The organism is Nocardia mikamii NBRC 108933, from assembly GCF_001613505.1.
Lineage (GTDB): Bacteria > Actinomycetota > Actinomycetes > Mycobacteriales > Mycobacteriaceae > Nocardia > Nocardia mikamii.
Genome location: NZ_BDCM01000007.1, coordinates 252,737 through 268,571, shown reverse-complemented (window position 1 = coordinate 268,571; position 15,835 = coordinate 252,737). Strand labels below are relative to the sequence as shown.

General features: G+C 68.2%; 14 protein-coding genes. 11 read left to right on the top strand and 3 right to left on the bottom strand.

Annotation, left to right across the window (positions count from 1 at the left end; translation table 11 throughout):
* Window positions 1-420: 420 nt before the first annotated feature.
* From NMI01S_RS10250 to NMI01S_RS10240, 3 genes are all read left to right on the top strand, one after another.
* Window positions 421-639: an MbtH family protein gene (locus NMI01S_RS10250; protein WP_030517136.1), complete on the top strand. Its 219-nt coding sequence runs from the start codon at window positions 421-423 to the stop codon at window positions 637-639.
* Between the two features lie 124 nt (window positions 640-763).
* Complete coding sequence (locus NMI01S_RS10245; protein WP_062995941.1) at window positions 764-1,423, top strand: SRPBCC family protein; 660 nt, start codon at window positions 764-766, stop codon at window positions 1,421-1,423.
* A complete protein-coding gene (locus tag NMI01S_RS10240) occupies window positions 1,420-1,821 on the top strand; it encodes an ArsR/SmtB family transcription factor (protein ID WP_062995939.1) in 402 nt (133 codons plus the stop codon). Before NMI01S_RS10245 ends, NMI01S_RS10240 begins: the two co-directional genes overlap by 4 nt.
* Window positions 1,822-1,890: 69 nt before the next feature.
* Here NMI01S_RS10240 and NMI01S_RS10235 read toward each other — a convergent pair whose 3' ends face one another.
* A complete protein-coding gene (locus tag NMI01S_RS10235) occupies window positions 1,891-5,238 on the bottom strand; it encodes an ATP-binding protein (RefSeq protein WP_084512841.1) in 3,348 nt (1,115 codons plus the stop codon).
* 529 nt (window positions 5,239-5,767) lie between these two features.
* On the opposite strand from NMI01S_RS10235, the gene NMI01S_RS10230 reads away from it, so the two are divergent.
* The 3 genes from NMI01S_RS10230 to NMI01S_RS10220 are packed head-to-tail and all read left to right on the top strand — an operon-like array spanning window position 5,768 to window position 7,666.
* The gene (locus tag NMI01S_RS10230; RefSeq protein ID WP_036505726.1) at window positions 5,768-6,205 is read left to right on the top strand and encodes a hypothetical protein; all 438 of its coding nucleotides are present in this window, start codon (window positions 5,768-5,770) and stop codon (window positions 6,203-6,205) included.
* 52 nt (window positions 6,206-6,257) lie between these two features.
* On the top strand, window positions 6,258-6,968 hold the full coding sequence (locus NMI01S_RS10225; protein WP_036505725.1) for an NUDIX hydrolase: 711 nt from the start codon (window positions 6,258-6,260) through the stop codon (window positions 6,966-6,968).
* A gap of 47 nt (window positions 6,969-7,015) precedes the next feature.
* The gene (locus NMI01S_RS10220; RefSeq protein WP_062995935.1) at window positions 7,016-7,666 is read left to right on the top strand and encodes a hypothetical protein; all 651 of its coding nucleotides are present in this window, start codon (window positions 7,016-7,018) and stop codon (window positions 7,664-7,666) included.
* Between the two features lie 4 nt (window positions 7,667-7,670).
* Here NMI01S_RS10220 and NMI01S_RS10215 read toward each other — a convergent pair whose 3' ends face one another.
* Window positions 7,671-8,861 carry a TetR/AcrR family transcriptional regulator gene (locus NMI01S_RS10215; protein ID WP_063920699.1) on the bottom strand — a complete coding sequence of 397 codons (1,191 nt, stop codon included), beginning with the start codon at window positions 8,859-8,861 and terminating at the stop codon, window positions 7,671-7,673.
* A gap of 504 nt (window positions 8,862-9,365) precedes the next feature.
* On the opposite strand from NMI01S_RS10215, the gene NMI01S_RS10210 reads away from it, so the two are divergent.
* Window positions 9,366-9,809 carry an SRPBCC family protein gene (locus NMI01S_RS10210; protein WP_062995933.1) on the top strand — a complete coding sequence of 148 codons (444 nt, stop codon included), beginning with the start codon at window positions 9,366-9,368 and terminating at the stop codon, window positions 9,807-9,809.
* Here NMI01S_RS10210 and NMI01S_RS10205 read toward each other — a convergent pair.
* Window positions 9,806-10,429, bottom strand: a complete 624-nt coding sequence (locus NMI01S_RS10205; protein ID WP_062995930.1) for an SACE_7040 family transcriptional regulator — start codon at window positions 10,427-10,429, stop codon at window positions 9,806-9,808. The two genes, NMI01S_RS10210 and NMI01S_RS10205, sit on opposite strands and share 4 nt — an antisense overlap.
* Before the next feature lie 127 nt (window positions 10,430-10,556).
* Between NMI01S_RS10205 and NMI01S_RS10200 the strand changes: the two genes are divergently transcribed.
* Genes NMI01S_RS10200 through NMI01S_RS10185 form a run of 4 tightly spaced genes read left to right on the top strand, consistent with a single transcriptional unit; the run spans window position 10,557 to window position 15,833 of the window.
* Complete coding sequence (locus NMI01S_RS10200) at window positions 10,557-12,134, top strand: carboxyl transferase domain-containing protein (RefSeq protein ID WP_062995928.1); 1,578 nt, start codon at window positions 10,557-10,559, stop codon at window positions 12,132-12,134.
* A 5-nt stretch (window positions 12,135-12,139) separates the two neighbouring features.
* Complete coding sequence (locus NMI01S_RS10195; RefSeq protein ID WP_062996073.1) at window positions 12,140-14,182, top strand: acetyl-CoA carboxylase biotin carboxylase subunit; 2,043 nt, start codon at window positions 12,140-12,142, stop codon at window positions 14,180-14,182.
* Window positions 14,179-15,339, top strand: a complete 1,161-nt coding sequence (locus NMI01S_RS10190; protein WP_062995926.1) for an acyl-CoA dehydrogenase family protein — start codon at window positions 14,179-14,181, stop codon at window positions 15,337-15,339. The genes NMI01S_RS10195 and NMI01S_RS10190 overlap by 4 nt, the downstream gene beginning before the upstream one ends.
* A gap of 8 nt (window positions 15,340-15,347) precedes the next feature.
* On the top strand, window positions 15,348-15,833 hold the full coding sequence (locus tag NMI01S_RS10185) for a MaoC family dehydratase (protein WP_062996075.1): 486 nt from the start codon (window positions 15,348-15,350) through the stop codon (window positions 15,831-15,833).
* Window positions 15,834-15,835 lie beyond the last annotated feature (2 nt).

Below are 15,835 nucleotides of genomic sequence, written 5' to 3'. Positions count from 1 at the left end.
CCCGCCTCGCTTGTCGCCTCACCAGCCCGGAGCCGATCAGGTTCCGTGCGGCCCTCGGGCGCCGGTCCGGCGTCCGAGGTTCGCGACCGTGAAAGGAAGAAGGAAGAAAGTATGGACGGCACTGTCGACTACGCCGCGATCATCACTCAGGTGCTGAGCTTCCTCAGCTCCGGTTCCAGCATCGCCTACACCCCGAAGTAAACCCGCACCAGCAAAGGATTTTCGACTGATGGATACCGGAAGCTCCGGCCTCGGCAGCATCTTCACCGCCCTCGCGAACCTGCTCTCCACCGGATCGGCGGTGTCGGTGACACCGGGCGCTTGATCGCGGTGCGGGCTCGAACACCGCGGGCCCGCACCACCCCCGGTGCGGTGGCGGCGCCACCGCACCGGAAACAGTTCCGCACGAAAGGTATTCGAATGAGCAACCCATTCGACGATGACGACGCCGAGTTCTACGTCCTGACCAACGATGAAGGCGAGCACTCGTTGTGGCCGGTGTTCGCGGCCGTGCCGAGCGGATGGACGATCGCTCACGGCCCTTGTCTGCGTCAGCTCTGCCTCGACTATGTCGAATCGCACTGGACCGATATGCGCCCGAAATCACTGATCGAGGCCATGCGTCTGCAAGCCAACTGAATGCGTCGCGCCGCGGCGTGCCCTCCGAACCCCCTGCACCCGGCACGTCGCGGCGTTCACGTCCTCCTCGCATGGGCGGTGGATGCCTGCTAATATAAGTTCACACTTATAAAGGAGGTATGTCATGCCCTTGCTGTCCGACCCCGCCGCCCTCGCCGGCCTGGTCACCCGCGAGGTCCGCACCGGCTCCCGCGACGGGGCGACCACCAGAATCGCCGTCGCCCGGCGCAGCTATCCCACCGATCAGGCCGATCTGTGGGACGCGCTGACCAATCCCGAGCGCATTCCGCGCTGGTTCCTGCCGATCAGCGGCTCACTGGAGGTCGGCGGCCGATACCAGCTCGAGGGCAACGCCAACGGCGTGGTCGAACGCTGTGACGCGCCGAAACACTTCGCCGTCACGTGGGAGATGGGCCCGCAGATCTCCTGGTTGGAGGTCACTCTCGGCCCGGTCGGCGACGGTACCGAACTGAAGCTCGAGCACGAGGCGCCGATCGATCCGGCCATGTGGACGCAATTCGGTCCCGGTGCGGTCGGTGTCGGCTGGGACCTCGCCCTCCTCGGCCTGGGGATGCATCTGGACAGCGGCGAGCCGGTGGATCCGACCGTGGCGCTCACGCTGCACACCACGCCGGAGGGCCGTACATTCATCCGCACCGCCGCCACGGCGTGGGGTGAGGCCGCGATAGCCGACGGCGACGACCCCACCGCGGCCCGCACCGCCGCCGAACAGACCTTCGCCTTCTACACCACCGAACCAGAGGACACCCCGGAACCTCGATGACCGCTCCACCCGCCCGCATCTTCGATGCACTGGGCGACCCCGTTCGCCGTCACATCCTCGAACTCCTGGCCGCCGGCGAACACTCCGCCGGCGCCCTGGTCGAATCGATCCGCGCCACTACCCCGATCTCCCAGCCTGCGGTCTCGCAACACCTGAAAATATTGCGCGACACCGGTTTGGTCACCGTCCGCGCCGAAGGCACCCGCCGGTACTACCGCCTCGACCCCGACGGTGTGGAGATCGCCCGAACCTGGCTCACCGCCCTGCTCGACCCCCTGCACCACCTGGCGAACCCTCTCGATGCCCTCGCCACCGAAATCGCTCGCGGCAAACGGACGCGGGATGCCGAATCCGGAGTCCGAGGTGCCGGCGGCGAGGAGAAGCGGGCGACGGGGTGACGTCGGTTGATCCGAGATCGGCTCTGCGCCCGCGCTTTACACTCGCCGAGTGCTGAGTTGGCCGCGGGATCAGAACGGCGCCGTGAAGTCCCTTGCGGCCGGACCGATGGTGTCGGTGTTCATCAGCTGAGTTGATTTGAGCTGCTTGCGAATTCGCTCGCGGAGCCGGGTGGCTGCGGCGCGGTGCTTGGCCGCGGTGACGCCGTCGCCGCAGGCCGCCGCCAGGTCGGCGAGGATCTCGTCCACCGGATCCAGTGGGGTGAAGCCGGTTTCGAGGCCGGCGACGGTGCCGGCGGCGGGAAGGAGCCGGCGATACAGTTCGGCGCAGTCGGCGGTGGAGCCGAGGGCGATGGCGGCGCGGGCGCGGTGGGCTCGCATCAGGACGGGGTAGAAGTGTTCGTCGACCTCGGGGCCGTGGTGGAACAGGGCGGCGGCTTCGGCGCGTTGGCCGGCGTCGAGGAGCGCGACGATGTAGATCTGGGTGAGCATCCCGGGCAGGGCGGCTTCGATATCGGCGAGGGCGTCCGCGGCGCGGGAGAGGTCGCGGCGAGCCCAGCCGAGCGGAAGCAGCGCGATCAGAGCGGCCTCGTCGCCGTGCGGGAAGCCGGAATCTTTTGCCGCCGAGATACTTTCGTCGAAGTAGTGCGCCGCCCGGGTGATATCGCCACGCAGGATTTCGGTGGCCGCGCGGAAGTAACCGAAGATCGTCGTCAGGGGGCGCACCTGCGCGGTCGCCGCGAACTCGAGGGCCAGTGTCGCCTGCCGTCCGGCCTCGATCAGGTCGACGTTCCGGCAGGCGGTGCGGAAGTGCAAATAGTGTGCGAGGGCACGATATTGCGGCAGCTCGGCGGCGGTAGCGATGCGCTCGAGCTCGGTGGTCCAGTACCCCAGGCCGTCGCCGGAATGTCCGTCCAATACGAGATGGGTCAGCGCGTTCAAGGCCATGCACTGCAATTCGGCGTCGCCGGTGCCGCGCGCCAATTTCAGCGCGGCATGGGCGCGGGTGTGGGCGAGCCGGTGCGCGGCGGGGCCGGCTTCGAAGACCGCCGTGATCAGCAGACGCGCCTGGGTCGCCACCGGCTGGTCGCGTGCGGAGGCCACCGCGAGTGCCCGCCGCAGCCGCGGATTCGACCATCTCCAGTCCCGCATCGCCCAGACCACCGGGGCCCGCCAACTGGTCAGCGCGCGCACCACCAATTCCCCGTCGCCCAGGTCGGTGGCCAATCGCAGCGCCTGTTCCCGCGCGTCGCGTGCCGCGACGATCCGTCCGGCGTAGGCGGAGGCGGTGACCAGTTCGCAGTAGGCGTCCACACAGGCGATCCGATCGGCGGGCGGGGCATCGCCCTCCTCGTGCCCGGCCAGCCGCCGCAATTCGATCACCGTGCGCCACAGCGGCGCCGCGTCCGCGCGCATACCGCGTTCGACACAGTGCCGCGCCGCCGTCGTGATGTAGTCGACCGCGGAATCGGCGGTACTCGCCGTGGCCGCTCGTACGGCGTGATGAGCGAGCACCTCGACGGCCCGGGTGTCGTCGGGGCGGCACCCGCCCAGCAGTGCCAGCACACCCTGATGCATCCGGGTCCGCCGCAGTTGCGCGATCCCCGCGTAGACGGTGTCGCGAATAAGCTGGTGCGCGAACATGATTCGCCCCGCCGGATCGATGATCACCAACCGCGCCACCTCGGCGGTGCCGACGAGTTCGACGATCTCGTGCTCGGATCGTCCGGTCAACGCCACCAGCGTCGCCGGTTCCACCCGCTCGCCGCACACGGCCGCGTACTCGAGTACCTCGCGGGCCGGATCCGGCATCCGCGCCAGTTGTTGTTCGATCACACCCCGGGTGCTGGGCGGCAGCGCGTGCACGTCGCCGCCCGCCGCCATCGCGGCGGTGAGTTCGCGCAGGAACAGCGGATTACCGCCGGTGCGCTCGTGCAGCAGCGCGAGCAGATCGGTGTCGAGTCCGGACAGTCCGGCGGCGCGCGCGATGGCACAGGTCCCGTCCAGATCGACGCCGGTGAGCTCGATATGCGCGGCGGTCGGGTCGGCCAGGGCGGCCACGGCCGTTCGCACCGGTGGCGGCGCCTCTGTCTCGCGCAGGGTGGCGATGACCAGCAGCGGCTGATCGTGCAGCCATGCCATGGCTTGGCGCAGGATCTGCAGCGTGGCGTCGTCGGCTCGGTGCAGATCCTCGAGGATCAACGCGACCGGGCCTTCGGCGACGGCCTTCCGGCAACGGTCGGCGATGACCCGGGAGATCTCGAATGCCCCACCGAGCACCGGCCGCGAGGTCAGATCGGCGCCGAAGCGCGCGGCGACCTCCGCCCACACCCACGCCTGCGGCGCTCCGTCGACCTCCGGGCAGCGTCCGGTCGCGACCACCCAGTCGCGGCGGCGCAATTCGGCGGCGACGGTCTCGGTGAGGGTGGACTTGCCGAAACCCGCGCCGCCGCAGACCCACACCACCCGGGCGCCGTGTTCGGCGGCCTCGCAGGCGGCTTCGAGGACGACCTTGCGTTGCACCGGATAGCCGGGCACCGTCGTGGTCGCGGCGCGCTCGCCCGGCTCGGTCGGCGAGCGCGTGATGTCGCGCATGAGGTCGGCGCGTACCGCGACGGGCGCGCTCGGCACGGTGGAGTCGAGTACCGGTACCGCCTGGTTGAGGATCGCGGTCTCCAGCTCCTGAATGCGTTGTCCCGGATCCAGCCCCATTTCCCGGGTGAGGAATTCCGCTGTGCGCCGCAGCGTGGCCAGCGCTTCGGTCTGCTGCCCCAGTCGATATTGCGCGAGGGCGAGCAGTCGCACACTTTCCTCGCGGTCGGGCCGGTCCTCGACGGTGCGCCGCAGGCCGCTGATCACCTCGGTGGTGCGGCCGAGTTCCAGCGCGGCCTGGGCGCGCAATTCACCGGCGGTCAGATACAGATCGGTCAGCCGCGCCGCCTCGGCCGCCGCCCAGCCGCAATCGGCGAAACTCTCCAGCGCCCGTCCGTTCCAGCAGGCCAGCGCGATATCCAGCATGCGGGTGCGGGTGGCCGCCTCGGGGGCATGGGCACCGCTACTGACTCGCAGATATTCGTGCAGCAGCGATTCGAACTGCCAGGCGTCGACTTCGGTGTCGCGCAACCGCAGCGCGTAGCCGAGACCCTCCGATACCACCACCGTCGCCGGCGCGCGGGCGGGACGTTCGGGTTCGAACACCCGCCGCAGGTTGTGGACGTGCACCTGCAGTACCGACGTCGCCTTCGGCGGGGGTTCCCCGTCCCACAACTCGTCGACCAGCCGATCGGTGGACACCGCCCGGCCCTGCGCGATCACCAAGCGTGCCAGCAGGGCTCGGGTGAGCCGGCCCGCGAGGCGGATCGGAGTTCCGTCGAGTGCGATATGCATCGGCCCGAGGACATGGATGCGCCGATCAGCCATACCATGCCCCCTGCCACCGCGACATCCCGGACACCTTCCCCAATGGCCCGCCCCGTCCGTGCGCCGACGGGACGGCCAAAACGCTGGACATCTGTTTTAAATCAGAATCTCTACTATAAATTTTCGACGCTGTCTGTCGTTAGCTTCATGGTTGCCAAATCGTTATATCCATTCCGTGTGGTAGTTCCGGTGTGGGCGTGTTGTGCATCGCGATCCGGCCGTTCCGGGTTGCGACACACGTGGTTCGATCCTGAGTGGCGAGGTGAGCGGCTTGTAATGCAATTGTGACTTTTTCGGCAAACCGTGGTTTCGCGGTCGGACGGCCCCGCTCGGCTCGTATATTTCATCGCAACTTCGGAATTGCTCTCGATATCGGTCCAATTGCTTGTCACCCGATTCGACCGGAAGTGAACCAGAAGTGGGATGGGCGAGGCTGACGTTCACAAACCTGATGGATGGGGAGGTTTCGAATGGTTCGAACGTCACAGAACGCGGTAACGGAATTCGGTGGCGCAGGGCAGGAGAAATCATGAGTCAGAACAGGATCCGTCCCCGGCCCACCGTGCCGGACATCGTGGCCCTCTTTCACGACGACGATCAGGCGGGAGAACTGTTCATGCGGACCGACGAGGTGATCGCGGTACCGGCCGGTCAATTCGTGGCCATGGCCCGCGCTGTCGCACAACTGGCCGACCGCGCCCTGGTCGGCGGCGGAATTCACGCCGACCGGCCGGACGAGGGAACGCTCGGCGCCTTCGGAGACGCGGGCGAGAATTCCGTCACGGAACCGGAACCGGTCACCCGCGGTCTCTATGTCGACGCCGACGGTGACGTATGGGAGCACGACGAGCTCGGATGGCGGTTGCTGCTGCAGGCCGGCGTGGTGGTCGACCCGGTTTCACATTGGGACTGGATCCTCGGCCACGTGGGTGAATTCGGCCCGTTCACTTTCGTCGCGGCGAGCTGAGGAATTCACCGCCGGAGTTTTTATCGTCAGACTGACGATTACAATGCCCGTCATGGGCAGTGGTTTTCGCCTCAATGCAGCGGTCGCGGTCGATTTGGTGGTTCTGACCCTGGGCGCCCGCCACACTGCCAACGACACGCTCTGCGCGCTGCTGGTCCAGCGGCTCTACGCCCCGTATCGCGGGCGATGGGCGCTGCCGGGTGGTTTCGTCCGTCCCGAGGAAAGCCTTTCCGCCGCCGCGGTACGGGAGTTGCGCGAGGAAACCGGAATTCGCGGCGACCGCATGCATCTGGAGCAGCTGGCGACCTACGGTGAACCCGGCCGTGATCCGCGCGGCCGGGTCATCAGTACCGCCTATCTGGCGCTGGCGCCGAATCTGCCCGCGCCGCAAGCGGGTTCGCAGGCCACCGCGGCCGGCATCTGGTCGGTGGAGCAACTGCTGGCCGAGCGCGGCCGCATCGCCTTCGACCATCGCCGAATTCTCACCGACGGCGTCGAGCGGGCCCGCGCGAAGCTGGAATACACGCCGCTGGCCACGGCCTTCTGTGCCCGCGAATTCACGGTGGCCGAACTGCGCCGGGTCTACGAGGTCATGTGGGGCACCGACATCGATCCCCGCAATTTCCACCGCAAGGTCACCACCACACCGGGTTTCGTCCTGGCCACCGGCGCCACCACGACCCGCGACGGCGGTCGACCCGCCAAGCTCTATCGCGCCGGTCCCGCGCAGGTGCTGCACCCACCGATGTTGCGGCCCAGCTGATTCCCCGTCGTTGCCGCCGTGTGCCCGCAGGGTGGTACACCGGGAGTATGACGGAGGTCACTACCGGCGCGCCGACGGTCGCCGGGCGCTCGGCGGAGTTCTGGGGATATCTGATGTGGGGGCTGGCGGGCATCGTCATCGCGGTCCCGGAGTTGGCCGCGGTCTTCGCTCTGGCCGACTGGCCGACGATTTCGGCGACGATCGGCCACCTCGAGGACGCGCATTCGTGGGTGCGGCTCGTGGTCGTCTTCGTGATCGTCGTGCTCGCCTACTATTCGCTACCGCAGCTGGCGATGCCGCCGCAGCGACCGGCCGAGGTATCGGGCCGGCAGACCACGGCCAACGGCCGGCTCACCCCGGACCCGGACGCCGTGCGCACCGAGGGGATGGGCGGCTATCTGGTACTGGCCTGCGCGGCACTGGCCGCGGCGGTCGCTTTCGCCGGTGGGGCCCGCGCGGTCGATCCGGGGACCTTCACCGGGGCGTACGTGCTCTACGGAACCATCGCGGTGATGTGGGTGATCGTGCCGAGCGTGCTGTCGATGTTCTTCGAGCGGGAAGTGCCGTTCCCCACCCTGTTTCGCACCATCGGCTATCTCGACCATCGCGCGGGATTCGTCGCCGCGCTGCTGCTCGGACTGCTGGCGATCCTGCTCATCCACCTCGCGCTCTACCCGTGGCCGCGGATGAACAGCTGACCGATCACTCGCGGCGCGGCGACCCGAACAGCACGACCTCCATCAGCGCCATGACTCGCTCCGGCGGGCAGAGGCTTTCGTCGTCACCGAAGACCCGGCCCAGATCGACCACGAGTCCGAATCCGGCTTGCACCAGAATGCGCGCCTGCGCCTCGGACAACTCCGGCCGCACCGCGACCAGCAACTTCACCCATTCCGCCACGATCAACCGCTGAATATTGCGCAGTACGGTGCGTTCCTCGGGCGGGACGTGACTGAACTCGGCGTAATAGACGAAGGTCAATTCGCGTTCTTCGAACGACCCGGTGACATACAGGTCGATCAGTTTCGACAGTGCCTCGGCCGGGGATTTCGACGAGGCGGTGGCCGGGCCGATCGCGCCCGACACCCGATCCGCCGCCCGCCGGAACGCGGCCGCGAGCAGGTCGCTCTTGCTGCGGTAATACCGGTAGACGGCCGAGGCCGCGGACAGATCCGCGGCCGTGGCGATATCCTCCACGCTCACATTCGGATAGCCGCGCTGATGAAACAGCTCGACCGACTTCTTCAGCAGCAGTTCGTGTTTGAACGACTGCGGGATCTCCGCCGGCCGGGCAGTGGCGGCCGACGGCGCGGCGTCCGGAAGTTCGGCGCCGATGATCGCCCACGCGGCCGAATTCAGCACGGCGGTCAGCGATTTCACGGGGAGGGTGGCATGGTGGTCGCCGATGCTGCTGACGATGCTGAGCAAGGCCACCGCCCTGACCAGCCGATCGCGGCGGGTCAGCTCCGGGCGCAGTTCACCGAGCAGGCCGGCGAGGGCGCGGATCGAGGTGGTGAACTGCTCGTCCAGCGTGGCGCGATCGGTGTCGTCGAGGTAGCGACCTTCCCACCGGGCCAGCGTCACGGTCGGGCGATTGGCGATGGTCGCGGCGATCATGGCATCGAGCACGCCGGCCAGCCGCTGCTGCGCCGGAAGTTCGGCGGCTTCGGGATCCACCGTGGTCGATTCCACCGTCAGCGCGCCGAGGCGCAGCAGTTCCTCCCGGAACAGCGCGTACTTGCTCGGATAATGCCGGTACAGGGCCGCCGAGGAAATGCCGAGGCGGGAGGCGATGTCTTCCATGCTGACGCCGTGATACCCCAGCGAGCCGAAGGCCGCCGCCGAGGTCGCGGCGATCTGGGCGCGCCGATTCTTCGGGCGTCGGCGAATCACCCGCTCCTGCGGCTTTGTTGTCGGCTGTTCTGCGGGGCTCGCGGTGCCGCGCTCTGCGCTCACGGTTCCGGCCTGTCTGTGGTGCGGCGGCACTCCTCGGCACTCATGAATGCCATGGTAGTCACCGGGTGATTTCGGGCTGCCCGGTGTTACCGCCGGTTCCGGGAGGCCGACGGGGAATCGGTGCGTCGGCGAAGACCGATGCCGGGCCGGATCGGGACAATTGTGTCCTATCGCCGCCGACTCGCGAGCTGCGGGGTGCGAAGGAATGAATGAAAGGCATTCTGTCGCAATGAAATACCGACCGGATTCATCTTTTCACGGCGGCCGCCCGGCTTGGGCGTGCGACCAGATCGCTTGCTCGTATCGAAATAGCATCGTTTCGACTCTCGACTCTGGCAGCGGGCGCCCGCCGCGCCGTACGCTGCGCTGGCACTCGGCACCCAACCGGCATCCCCGCCGGTCGGGAACTCATACGACACCGTGGTAGCGAAGGGACTCTCGATGCGCACGCTGGACCTGGAACGGATCATCCGGGCACCTCGCGCCGACGTCTTCGACTGGATCACCGACGCCACCAACTACCAGCGCGTTCCGGCGATCCGGCGGGTCACTCCGGTCCGTCCGGGCAATGTCTCCGAACACGGGGTCGGGGCGGTGCGGCTGCTGGTGACGCCGCTGGTGCGGCTGACCGAGGAGGTCGTCGACTACGACCCGCCGCGACTGTTCCGTTATCGAGTGCTGAAATCGCTTCCGCCGCTGCGCCGCCAGGACGGAACCGTGACCTTCGACGACCATCCGTCGGGCACCCGGGTGCGCTGGCATTCTCAATTCGAGGTCGCCACACCGCTTTTCGCGGCCGCGTGGACGTTGGCGCTGATCCCCGCCGTCTATCTGGGGGTGAGCGCGGTCCTGTCCACCGCCGAGGCCGAACTGCGTCGCGACTAGGCCGGCTCGGCCCTCCGGTCGGCGCCTCGGCTCAACGCTGCCCAGGCCATCTCCCGCAGGATCGGCCGAGCCCGTCCGGCCAGGGTGGGGGAGGCGCTGTGCGGTGTCGAGTTGATCAGGCCGAAGGTGGCGTGCGCCGTGACCCGTGCGGCGGTCTCGTCCAGTTCCGGGTGCAGGCCGCGCAGCACCCCCACCCAGATCTCCACGTACTGCCGCTGCAGGCGGCGCACCTGCCGCCGCGCGGATTCCGGCAGACTTTCCAGGTCCCGGTCCTGGATGCGGATGAGTTCGGGCTCGCCGAGGGCGAAGTCGAGGTGGAATTCGATCAGCCCGGACAGTGCCGAGCGCGGGGACTCTGCCTGTTCGGCGACCGCCTTGCCGCCCTCGAACAGCCGGGTACTGATCCCGACCAGCAATTCCACCAGGACGGCTTCCTTGTTGGGGAAGTGCCGGTAGACCGCCGGGCCGCTTATGCCGGCCGCCGCGCCCAGGTCGTCGAGCCGCACGCCGGGGAAGCCGCGGTCGGCGATGAGTCGCGCCCCGGCTTCCAGTAACTGTTGCCGCCGCTGCGCCTTGAGCTGCTCCCGGCGTGTGGGGGCGATGGCCTCACTGCTGCTCATCGGGCTCCTCTCCGCGGGTCGGGGGCGTTCGGCGGGTCCGGTTTCCGGCACGCCTGGACATTTCAGTTAACGAAGATTATCTTAGTTTCCAGTTATTGGCCACTAACCGAATGGGCAGGATGGCGTGATGACCCTGACGCAGGACGTGCAGGCCGGAAATCGTGCCGCACATCTGGCGCTGCTCGACGAGCTGCGCGCGAAGCTGGCGGCGAGTGCGCTCGGCGGACCCGAGCGGGCCCGCGAGCGGCATCTGGCGCGCGGCAAGCTGCTGCCGCGCCAGCGGGTGGACCGGCTGCTGGATCCCGGCAGCCCGTTCCTGGAACTCTCGCCGCTGGCAGCCGACGGAATGTACGGCGACGACTGCCCCGGCGCGGGGGTGATCGGCGGTATCGGACGGGTGTCCGGCCGGGAATGCGTGATCGTCGCCAACGACGCGACGGTCAAGGGCGGCACCTATTACCCGATGACGGTCAAGAAGCATCTGCGCGCCCAGGAGGTGGCACTGCAGAACCATCTGCCGTGCATCTACCTCGTGGACTCCGGCGGCGCGCATCTGCCGCATCAGGACGAGGTCTTCCCCGACCGCGAACACTTCGGCCGGATCTTCTACAACCAGGCGACCATGAGCGCCAAGGGAATTCCGCAGATCGCGGCGGTGCTGGGATCCTGCACCGCGGGCGGCGCGTATGTTCCCGCGATGAGCGACGAGGCCGTGATCGTGCGCAATCAGGGCACGATCTTCCTCGGCGGCCCGCCGCTGGTGAAGGCCGCCACCGGCGAGGTGGTCACCGCGGAGGAACTCGGCGGCGGCGAATTGCATTCGCGCACATCGGGTGTCACCGACCATCTGGCCGACAGTGACGAGGACGCGCTGCGCATCGTGCGCCGCATCGTCGGGACCTTCGCACCGAAGTCGCCGAGTCCGTGGGAGATCGCGGCGCCGGTCGATGCGGTCGCCCCGCAGTCGGAACTCTACGACGTGGTCCCGGTGGACCTGCGTACGCCCTACGACGTGCACGAGGTGATCGAGCGCGTCGTGGACGGCGGTGAATTCCAGGAATTCAAGGCCGAGTACGGCCGCACCCTGGTCACCGGCTTCGCGCGCATCCACGGGCACCCGGTCGGCATCGTCGCCAACAACGGCGTGCTGTTCGGCGAATCCGCCCAGAAGGGCGCGCATTTCATCGAATTGTGCGACAAGCGGGTCATTCCGCTGGTGTTCCTGCAGAACATCACCGGTTTCATGGTCGGTCGCGACTACGAGGCGAGCGGTATCGCCAAACACGGCGCGAAGATGGTGACCGCGGTCGCCTGCGCGCGCGTGCCGAAGCTGACGGTCGTGATCGGCGGTTCCTACGGCGCCGGCAACTATTCGATGTGCGGGCGCGCCTACTCGCCACGCTTCCTGTGGATGTGGCCGAACGCCCGCATCTCGGTGATGGGCGGGGAACAGGCCGCGTCGGTGCTGGCCACGGTGCGCGGCGATCAGCTCGGCGATGCCTGGAGCGCGGAGCAGGAGGAGGAGTTCAAGGCGCCGATCCGGGACCAGTACGAGCGCCAGGGCAATCCGTACTACTCCACCGCCCGGCTGTGGGACGACGGGGTCATCGATCCCGCCGACACCAGAACCGTGCTCGGCCTGGCCTTGTCGGTCTGCGCGCAGGCGCCCCTCGAACCTGTCTCCTACGGCGTATTCCGGATGTGATCACCATGCTGAACAAATCTCACCCGGTGCCCTTCGACACCGTGCTGGTCGCCAACCGCGGCGAGATCGCGGTGCGCGTGATCCGCACGCTGCGCGCCATGGGTATTCGCTCGGTGGCGGTCTACAGCGACGCCGACGTCGCCGCCCGGCACGTGGCCGAGGCGGACGTCGCGGTGCGGCTGGGCCCGGCGCCGGCGCGGCAGAGCTACCTCGACATCGATCGGGTGGTCGATGCGGCCGTGCGGTCCGGTGCGCAGGCCGTGCATCCCGGTTACGGCTTCCTGTCGGAGAATTCGGCCTTCGCCGCGGCGCTGGAGAAGGCGGGCATCGTCTTCCTCGGTCCGCCCGTGCGGGCGATCGAGATCATGGGCGACAAGATCGCGGCCAAGACCGCGGTCGCCGATTTCGGCGTTCCGGTCGTGCCCGGGATCGCCCGGCCGGGCCTCACCGACGACGAATTGATCTCGGCCGCAACCGAAATCGGGTATCCGGTGCTGGTCAAGCCGTCGGCGGGCGGTGGTGGCAAGGGGATGCGCCGGGTCGACGACCCCGCCGATCTTCCCGCGGCGCTGGTGAGCGCGCGCCGGGAGGCCGCCGCGGCGTTCGGCGACGACACCCTGTTCCTGGAGCGGTTCGTCGCCACGCCCCGGCATATCGAGGTGCAGATCCTCGCCGACCGGTTCGGCAACGTACTGCATCTGGGTGAGCGGGAATGCAGCCTGCAGCGCCGGCATCAGAAGGTCATCGAGGAGGCGCCCTCGCCGCTGCTGGATCAGCAGACTCGGGCCCGGATCGGCGCCGCCGCCTGCAATACCGCCCGCAGCGTCGACTACGTGGGCGCGGGCACGGTCGAATTCATCGTCTCCGCGGACCGGCCGGACGAGTTCTTCTTCATGGAGATGAACACCCGGCTGCAGGTCGAACATCCGGTGACCGAACTTGTGACCGGGGTGGATCTGGTGGAATGCCAGGTTCGCGTCGCGGGCGGGCAGAAGATCGTCGCCGAACAGGACGACATCCAGCTCACCGGGCACGCCGTCGAGGCCCGCGTCTACGCCGAGGATCCCGGCCGCGACTTCCTGCCCACCGGCGGCACCGTGCTGGCGCTGGCCGAACCGCAGGGGCCCGGGGTGCGAGTGGATTCCGGGCTGGGCACCGGCAGTGTGATCGGCAGCGACTACGACCCGATGCTGTCGAAGGTGATCGCGCACGGCCCGGATCGCGCAACCGCGATCGCCCGGCTGGATCAGGCGCTGGCCGACACCCAGGTGCTCGGCGTGCGAACCAATACCGACTTCCTGCGGTTCCTGCTGGCCGATCCCGATGTGCTGCGCGGTGATCTCGACACCGGGCTGCTGGATCGGCGCGCCGGAGATTTCCGGCCCGCCCCGGTCACCGACGACCAGTTCGTCGCCGCGGCGGTGGCGCGCTGGCTGCGGGCGTGGCCGGCCGCACCGCAAGGCCCCTGGGAAATCCCGGACGGCTGGCGCATCGGCACCGCGGCGCCCACGGTGCTGCGGCTCGAAGGTGGCGATCGCGTTGTGCACGTGGCGATTACGGGCACACCCGCCGACGCGTGGGTGGCGGTGGACACCGGGTTGCCACGTTCGCTGACCGCCGAGCTCGACGACGCGGTGCTGACGCTCGTCCTCGACGGCATCCGGCTGCGCTACCGCGTCGCCGAACAGGCCGGCCCGATCTGGGTGGCCGGCGCCGATGGTGTCGCGGCCGTGCGCGAGGTGGCCGAACCGAGTCTGCGCGGCGGCGACGAACAGCTCACCGACGCCGAAATCCTCAGCCCCATGCCGGGTTCGGTGATCGCGGTGCATGTGGCGCCGGGCGCCGAGGTGGCAGCCGGTATCCCGATCGTGGTGGTGGAGGCGATGAAGATGGAACACACCTTGACCGCGCCGGTCGCCGGAAAGGTGGAGTTGCTGGTCGCCGCGGGCGACCAGGTGCAGGTCGAACAGCTCCTGGCGCGGATCGCGGCCGAACCCGCCGAGAGCCCCGAGGAATCGGACACCGAGCAGAAAGAGGCACAGGCATGAGCGATTTCCTGTCCACCGGCACGCTGCCGGAGGAGTACCGGGAGCTGGCGCTGACGGTCCGCGATTTCGCGAATCAGGTCGTCGCGCCGGTGGCGGCGAAACACGATGCGGCCCATACGTTCCCGTACGAGGTCGTATCCGGCATGGCGGATATGGGCCTGTTCGGCCTGCCGTTCCCGGAGGAGTACGGCGGGATGGGCGGTGACTACTTCGCGCTGTGCCTGGCGCTCGAGGAACTCGGCAAGATCGACCAGAGCGTGGCGATCACGCTCGAGGCCGGGGTGTCGCTGGGCGCCATGCCGATCTATCGGTTCGGCAACGAGGGGCAGAAGCAGGAGTGGTTGCCGCAGTTGACCTCCGGGCGCGCGCTCGCGGGGTTCGGTCTCACCGAACCTGGTGCGGGCAGCGATGCCGGCGGTACCCGCACCACCGCCGTGCGCGACGGCGACGACTGGATCATCAACGGCAGCAAGCAGTTCATCACCAACTCGGGCACCGATATCACCCGGCTGGTGACCGTGACCGCGGTGACCGGCGAGTCGGAGGGCAAGAAGGAGATCTCCACGATCCTGGTGCCGACCGACACTCCCGGATTCGTCGCCGAACCGGCCTACAACAAGGTCGGCTGGCACGCCTCGGACACCCATCCGCTGAGCTTCACCGACGTGCGGGTGCCGCAGTCGAATCTGCTCGGTGAACTCGGCCGCGGTTACGCGAACTTCCTGCGGATCCTGGACGAGGGCCGGATCGCGATCGCGGCGCTGTCGGTCGGCGCGGCGCAGGGGTGTGTCGACGAGAGCGTGCGCTACGCCGGTGAGCGGGAGGCGTTCGGCCGCACCATCGGCCGCAATCAGGCCGTGGCCTTCAAGATCGCGCGAATGGAGGCGCGGGCGCACGCCGCACGTACCGCCTACTACGACGCGGCGGCGTTGATGCTGGCGGGCAAACCGTTCAAGAAGCAGGCCGCGATCGCGAAGCTTGTCGCCAGTGAGGCCGCGATGGACAACGCCCGCGATGCCACCCAGATTTTCGGCGGCTACGGCTTCATGAACGAATATGCTGTGGCCCGGCACTATCGCGATTCCAAGATTCTGGAAATCGGCGAGGGCACGACCGAGGTGCAGTTGATGCTGATCGGACGGGAGCTGGGACTGTGAGCGAGCCGATGGAGCCGGTGCGCCGGGTGGTGCAGCGCGGACTGTGGTTCGAGGAGCTCGAAGTCGGTGTGCTGTACGAACACCGGCCCGGGCGCACCATCACCGAAGCGGACAACGTCGCGTTCACCACGCAGACGATGAATACCCAGGCGCTGCATCTGGACGCGGCCTTCGCCGACGGACTGCCGCCGTTCAATCAGCGACTGGTCAATTCCATGCTCACGCTGTCGACGCTGGTCGGCCTGTCGGTGACGCAGCTGACGCAGGGCACCATCGTGGGCAATCTGGGCTTCTCGGAGGTCGCCTTCCCGAAGCCGATGTTCCACGGCGACACCCTGTACGCCGAAACCCTGGTGACCGCCAAGCGGGAGTCGAAAAGCCGTCCGGGTGAGGGGATCGCGACCTTCGCGCACACCGGACGCAACCAGCACGGCGATGTGGTGGCCACCGCGGTCCGTCAAACCCTGATGCGGATGCGCCCGAACGGCGAGTAGGA

Excerpts from the sequence above, each read along its gene's own strand:
- NMI01S_RS10250 (WP_030517136.1), top strand. The coding sequence starts at position 421 with ATGAGCAACCCATTCGACGATGACGACGCCGAGTTCTACGTCCTGACC.
- NMI01S_RS10245 (WP_062995941.1), top strand. The coding sequence starts at position 764 with ATGCCCTTGCTGTCCGACCCCGCCGCCCTCGCCGGCCTGGTCACCCGC.
- NMI01S_RS10240 (WP_062995939.1), top strand. The coding sequence starts at position 1,420 with ATGACCGCTCCACCCGCCCGCATCTTCGATGCACTGGGCGACCCCGTT.
- NMI01S_RS10235 (WP_084512841.1), bottom strand. The coding sequence starts at position 5,238 with ATGGCTGATCGGCGCATCCATGTCCTCGGGCCGATGCATATCGCACTC.
- NMI01S_RS10230 (WP_036505726.1), top strand. The coding sequence starts at position 5,768 with ATGAGTCAGAACAGGATCCGTCCCCGGCCCACCGTGCCGGACATCGTG.
- NMI01S_RS10225 (WP_036505725.1), top strand. The coding sequence starts at position 6,258 with ATGGGCAGTGGTTTTCGCCTCAATGCAGCGGTCGCGGTCGATTTGGTG.
- NMI01S_RS10220 (WP_062995935.1), top strand. The coding sequence starts at position 7,016 with ATGACGGAGGTCACTACCGGCGCGCCGACGGTCGCCGGGCGCTCGGCG.
- NMI01S_RS10210 (WP_062995933.1), top strand. The coding sequence starts at position 9,366 with ATGCGCACGCTGGACCTGGAACGGATCATCCGGGCACCTCGCGCCGAC.
- NMI01S_RS10205 (WP_062995930.1), bottom strand. The coding sequence starts at position 10,429 with ATGAGCAGCAGTGAGGCCATCGCCCCCACACGCCGGGAGCAGCTCAAG.
- NMI01S_RS10200 (WP_062995928.1), top strand. The coding sequence starts at position 10,557 with ATGACCCTGACGCAGGACGTGCAGGCCGGAAATCGTGCCGCACATCTG.
- NMI01S_RS10195 (WP_062996073.1), top strand. The coding sequence starts at position 12,140 with ATGCTGAACAAATCTCACCCGGTGCCCTTCGACACCGTGCTGGTCGCC.
- NMI01S_RS10190 (WP_062995926.1), top strand. The coding sequence starts at position 14,179 with ATGAGCGATTTCCTGTCCACCGGCACGCTGCCGGAGGAGTACCGGGAG.
- NMI01S_RS10185 (WP_062996075.1), top strand. The coding sequence starts at position 15,348 with ATGGAGCCGGTGCGCCGGGTGGTGCAGCGCGGACTGTGGTTCGAGGAG.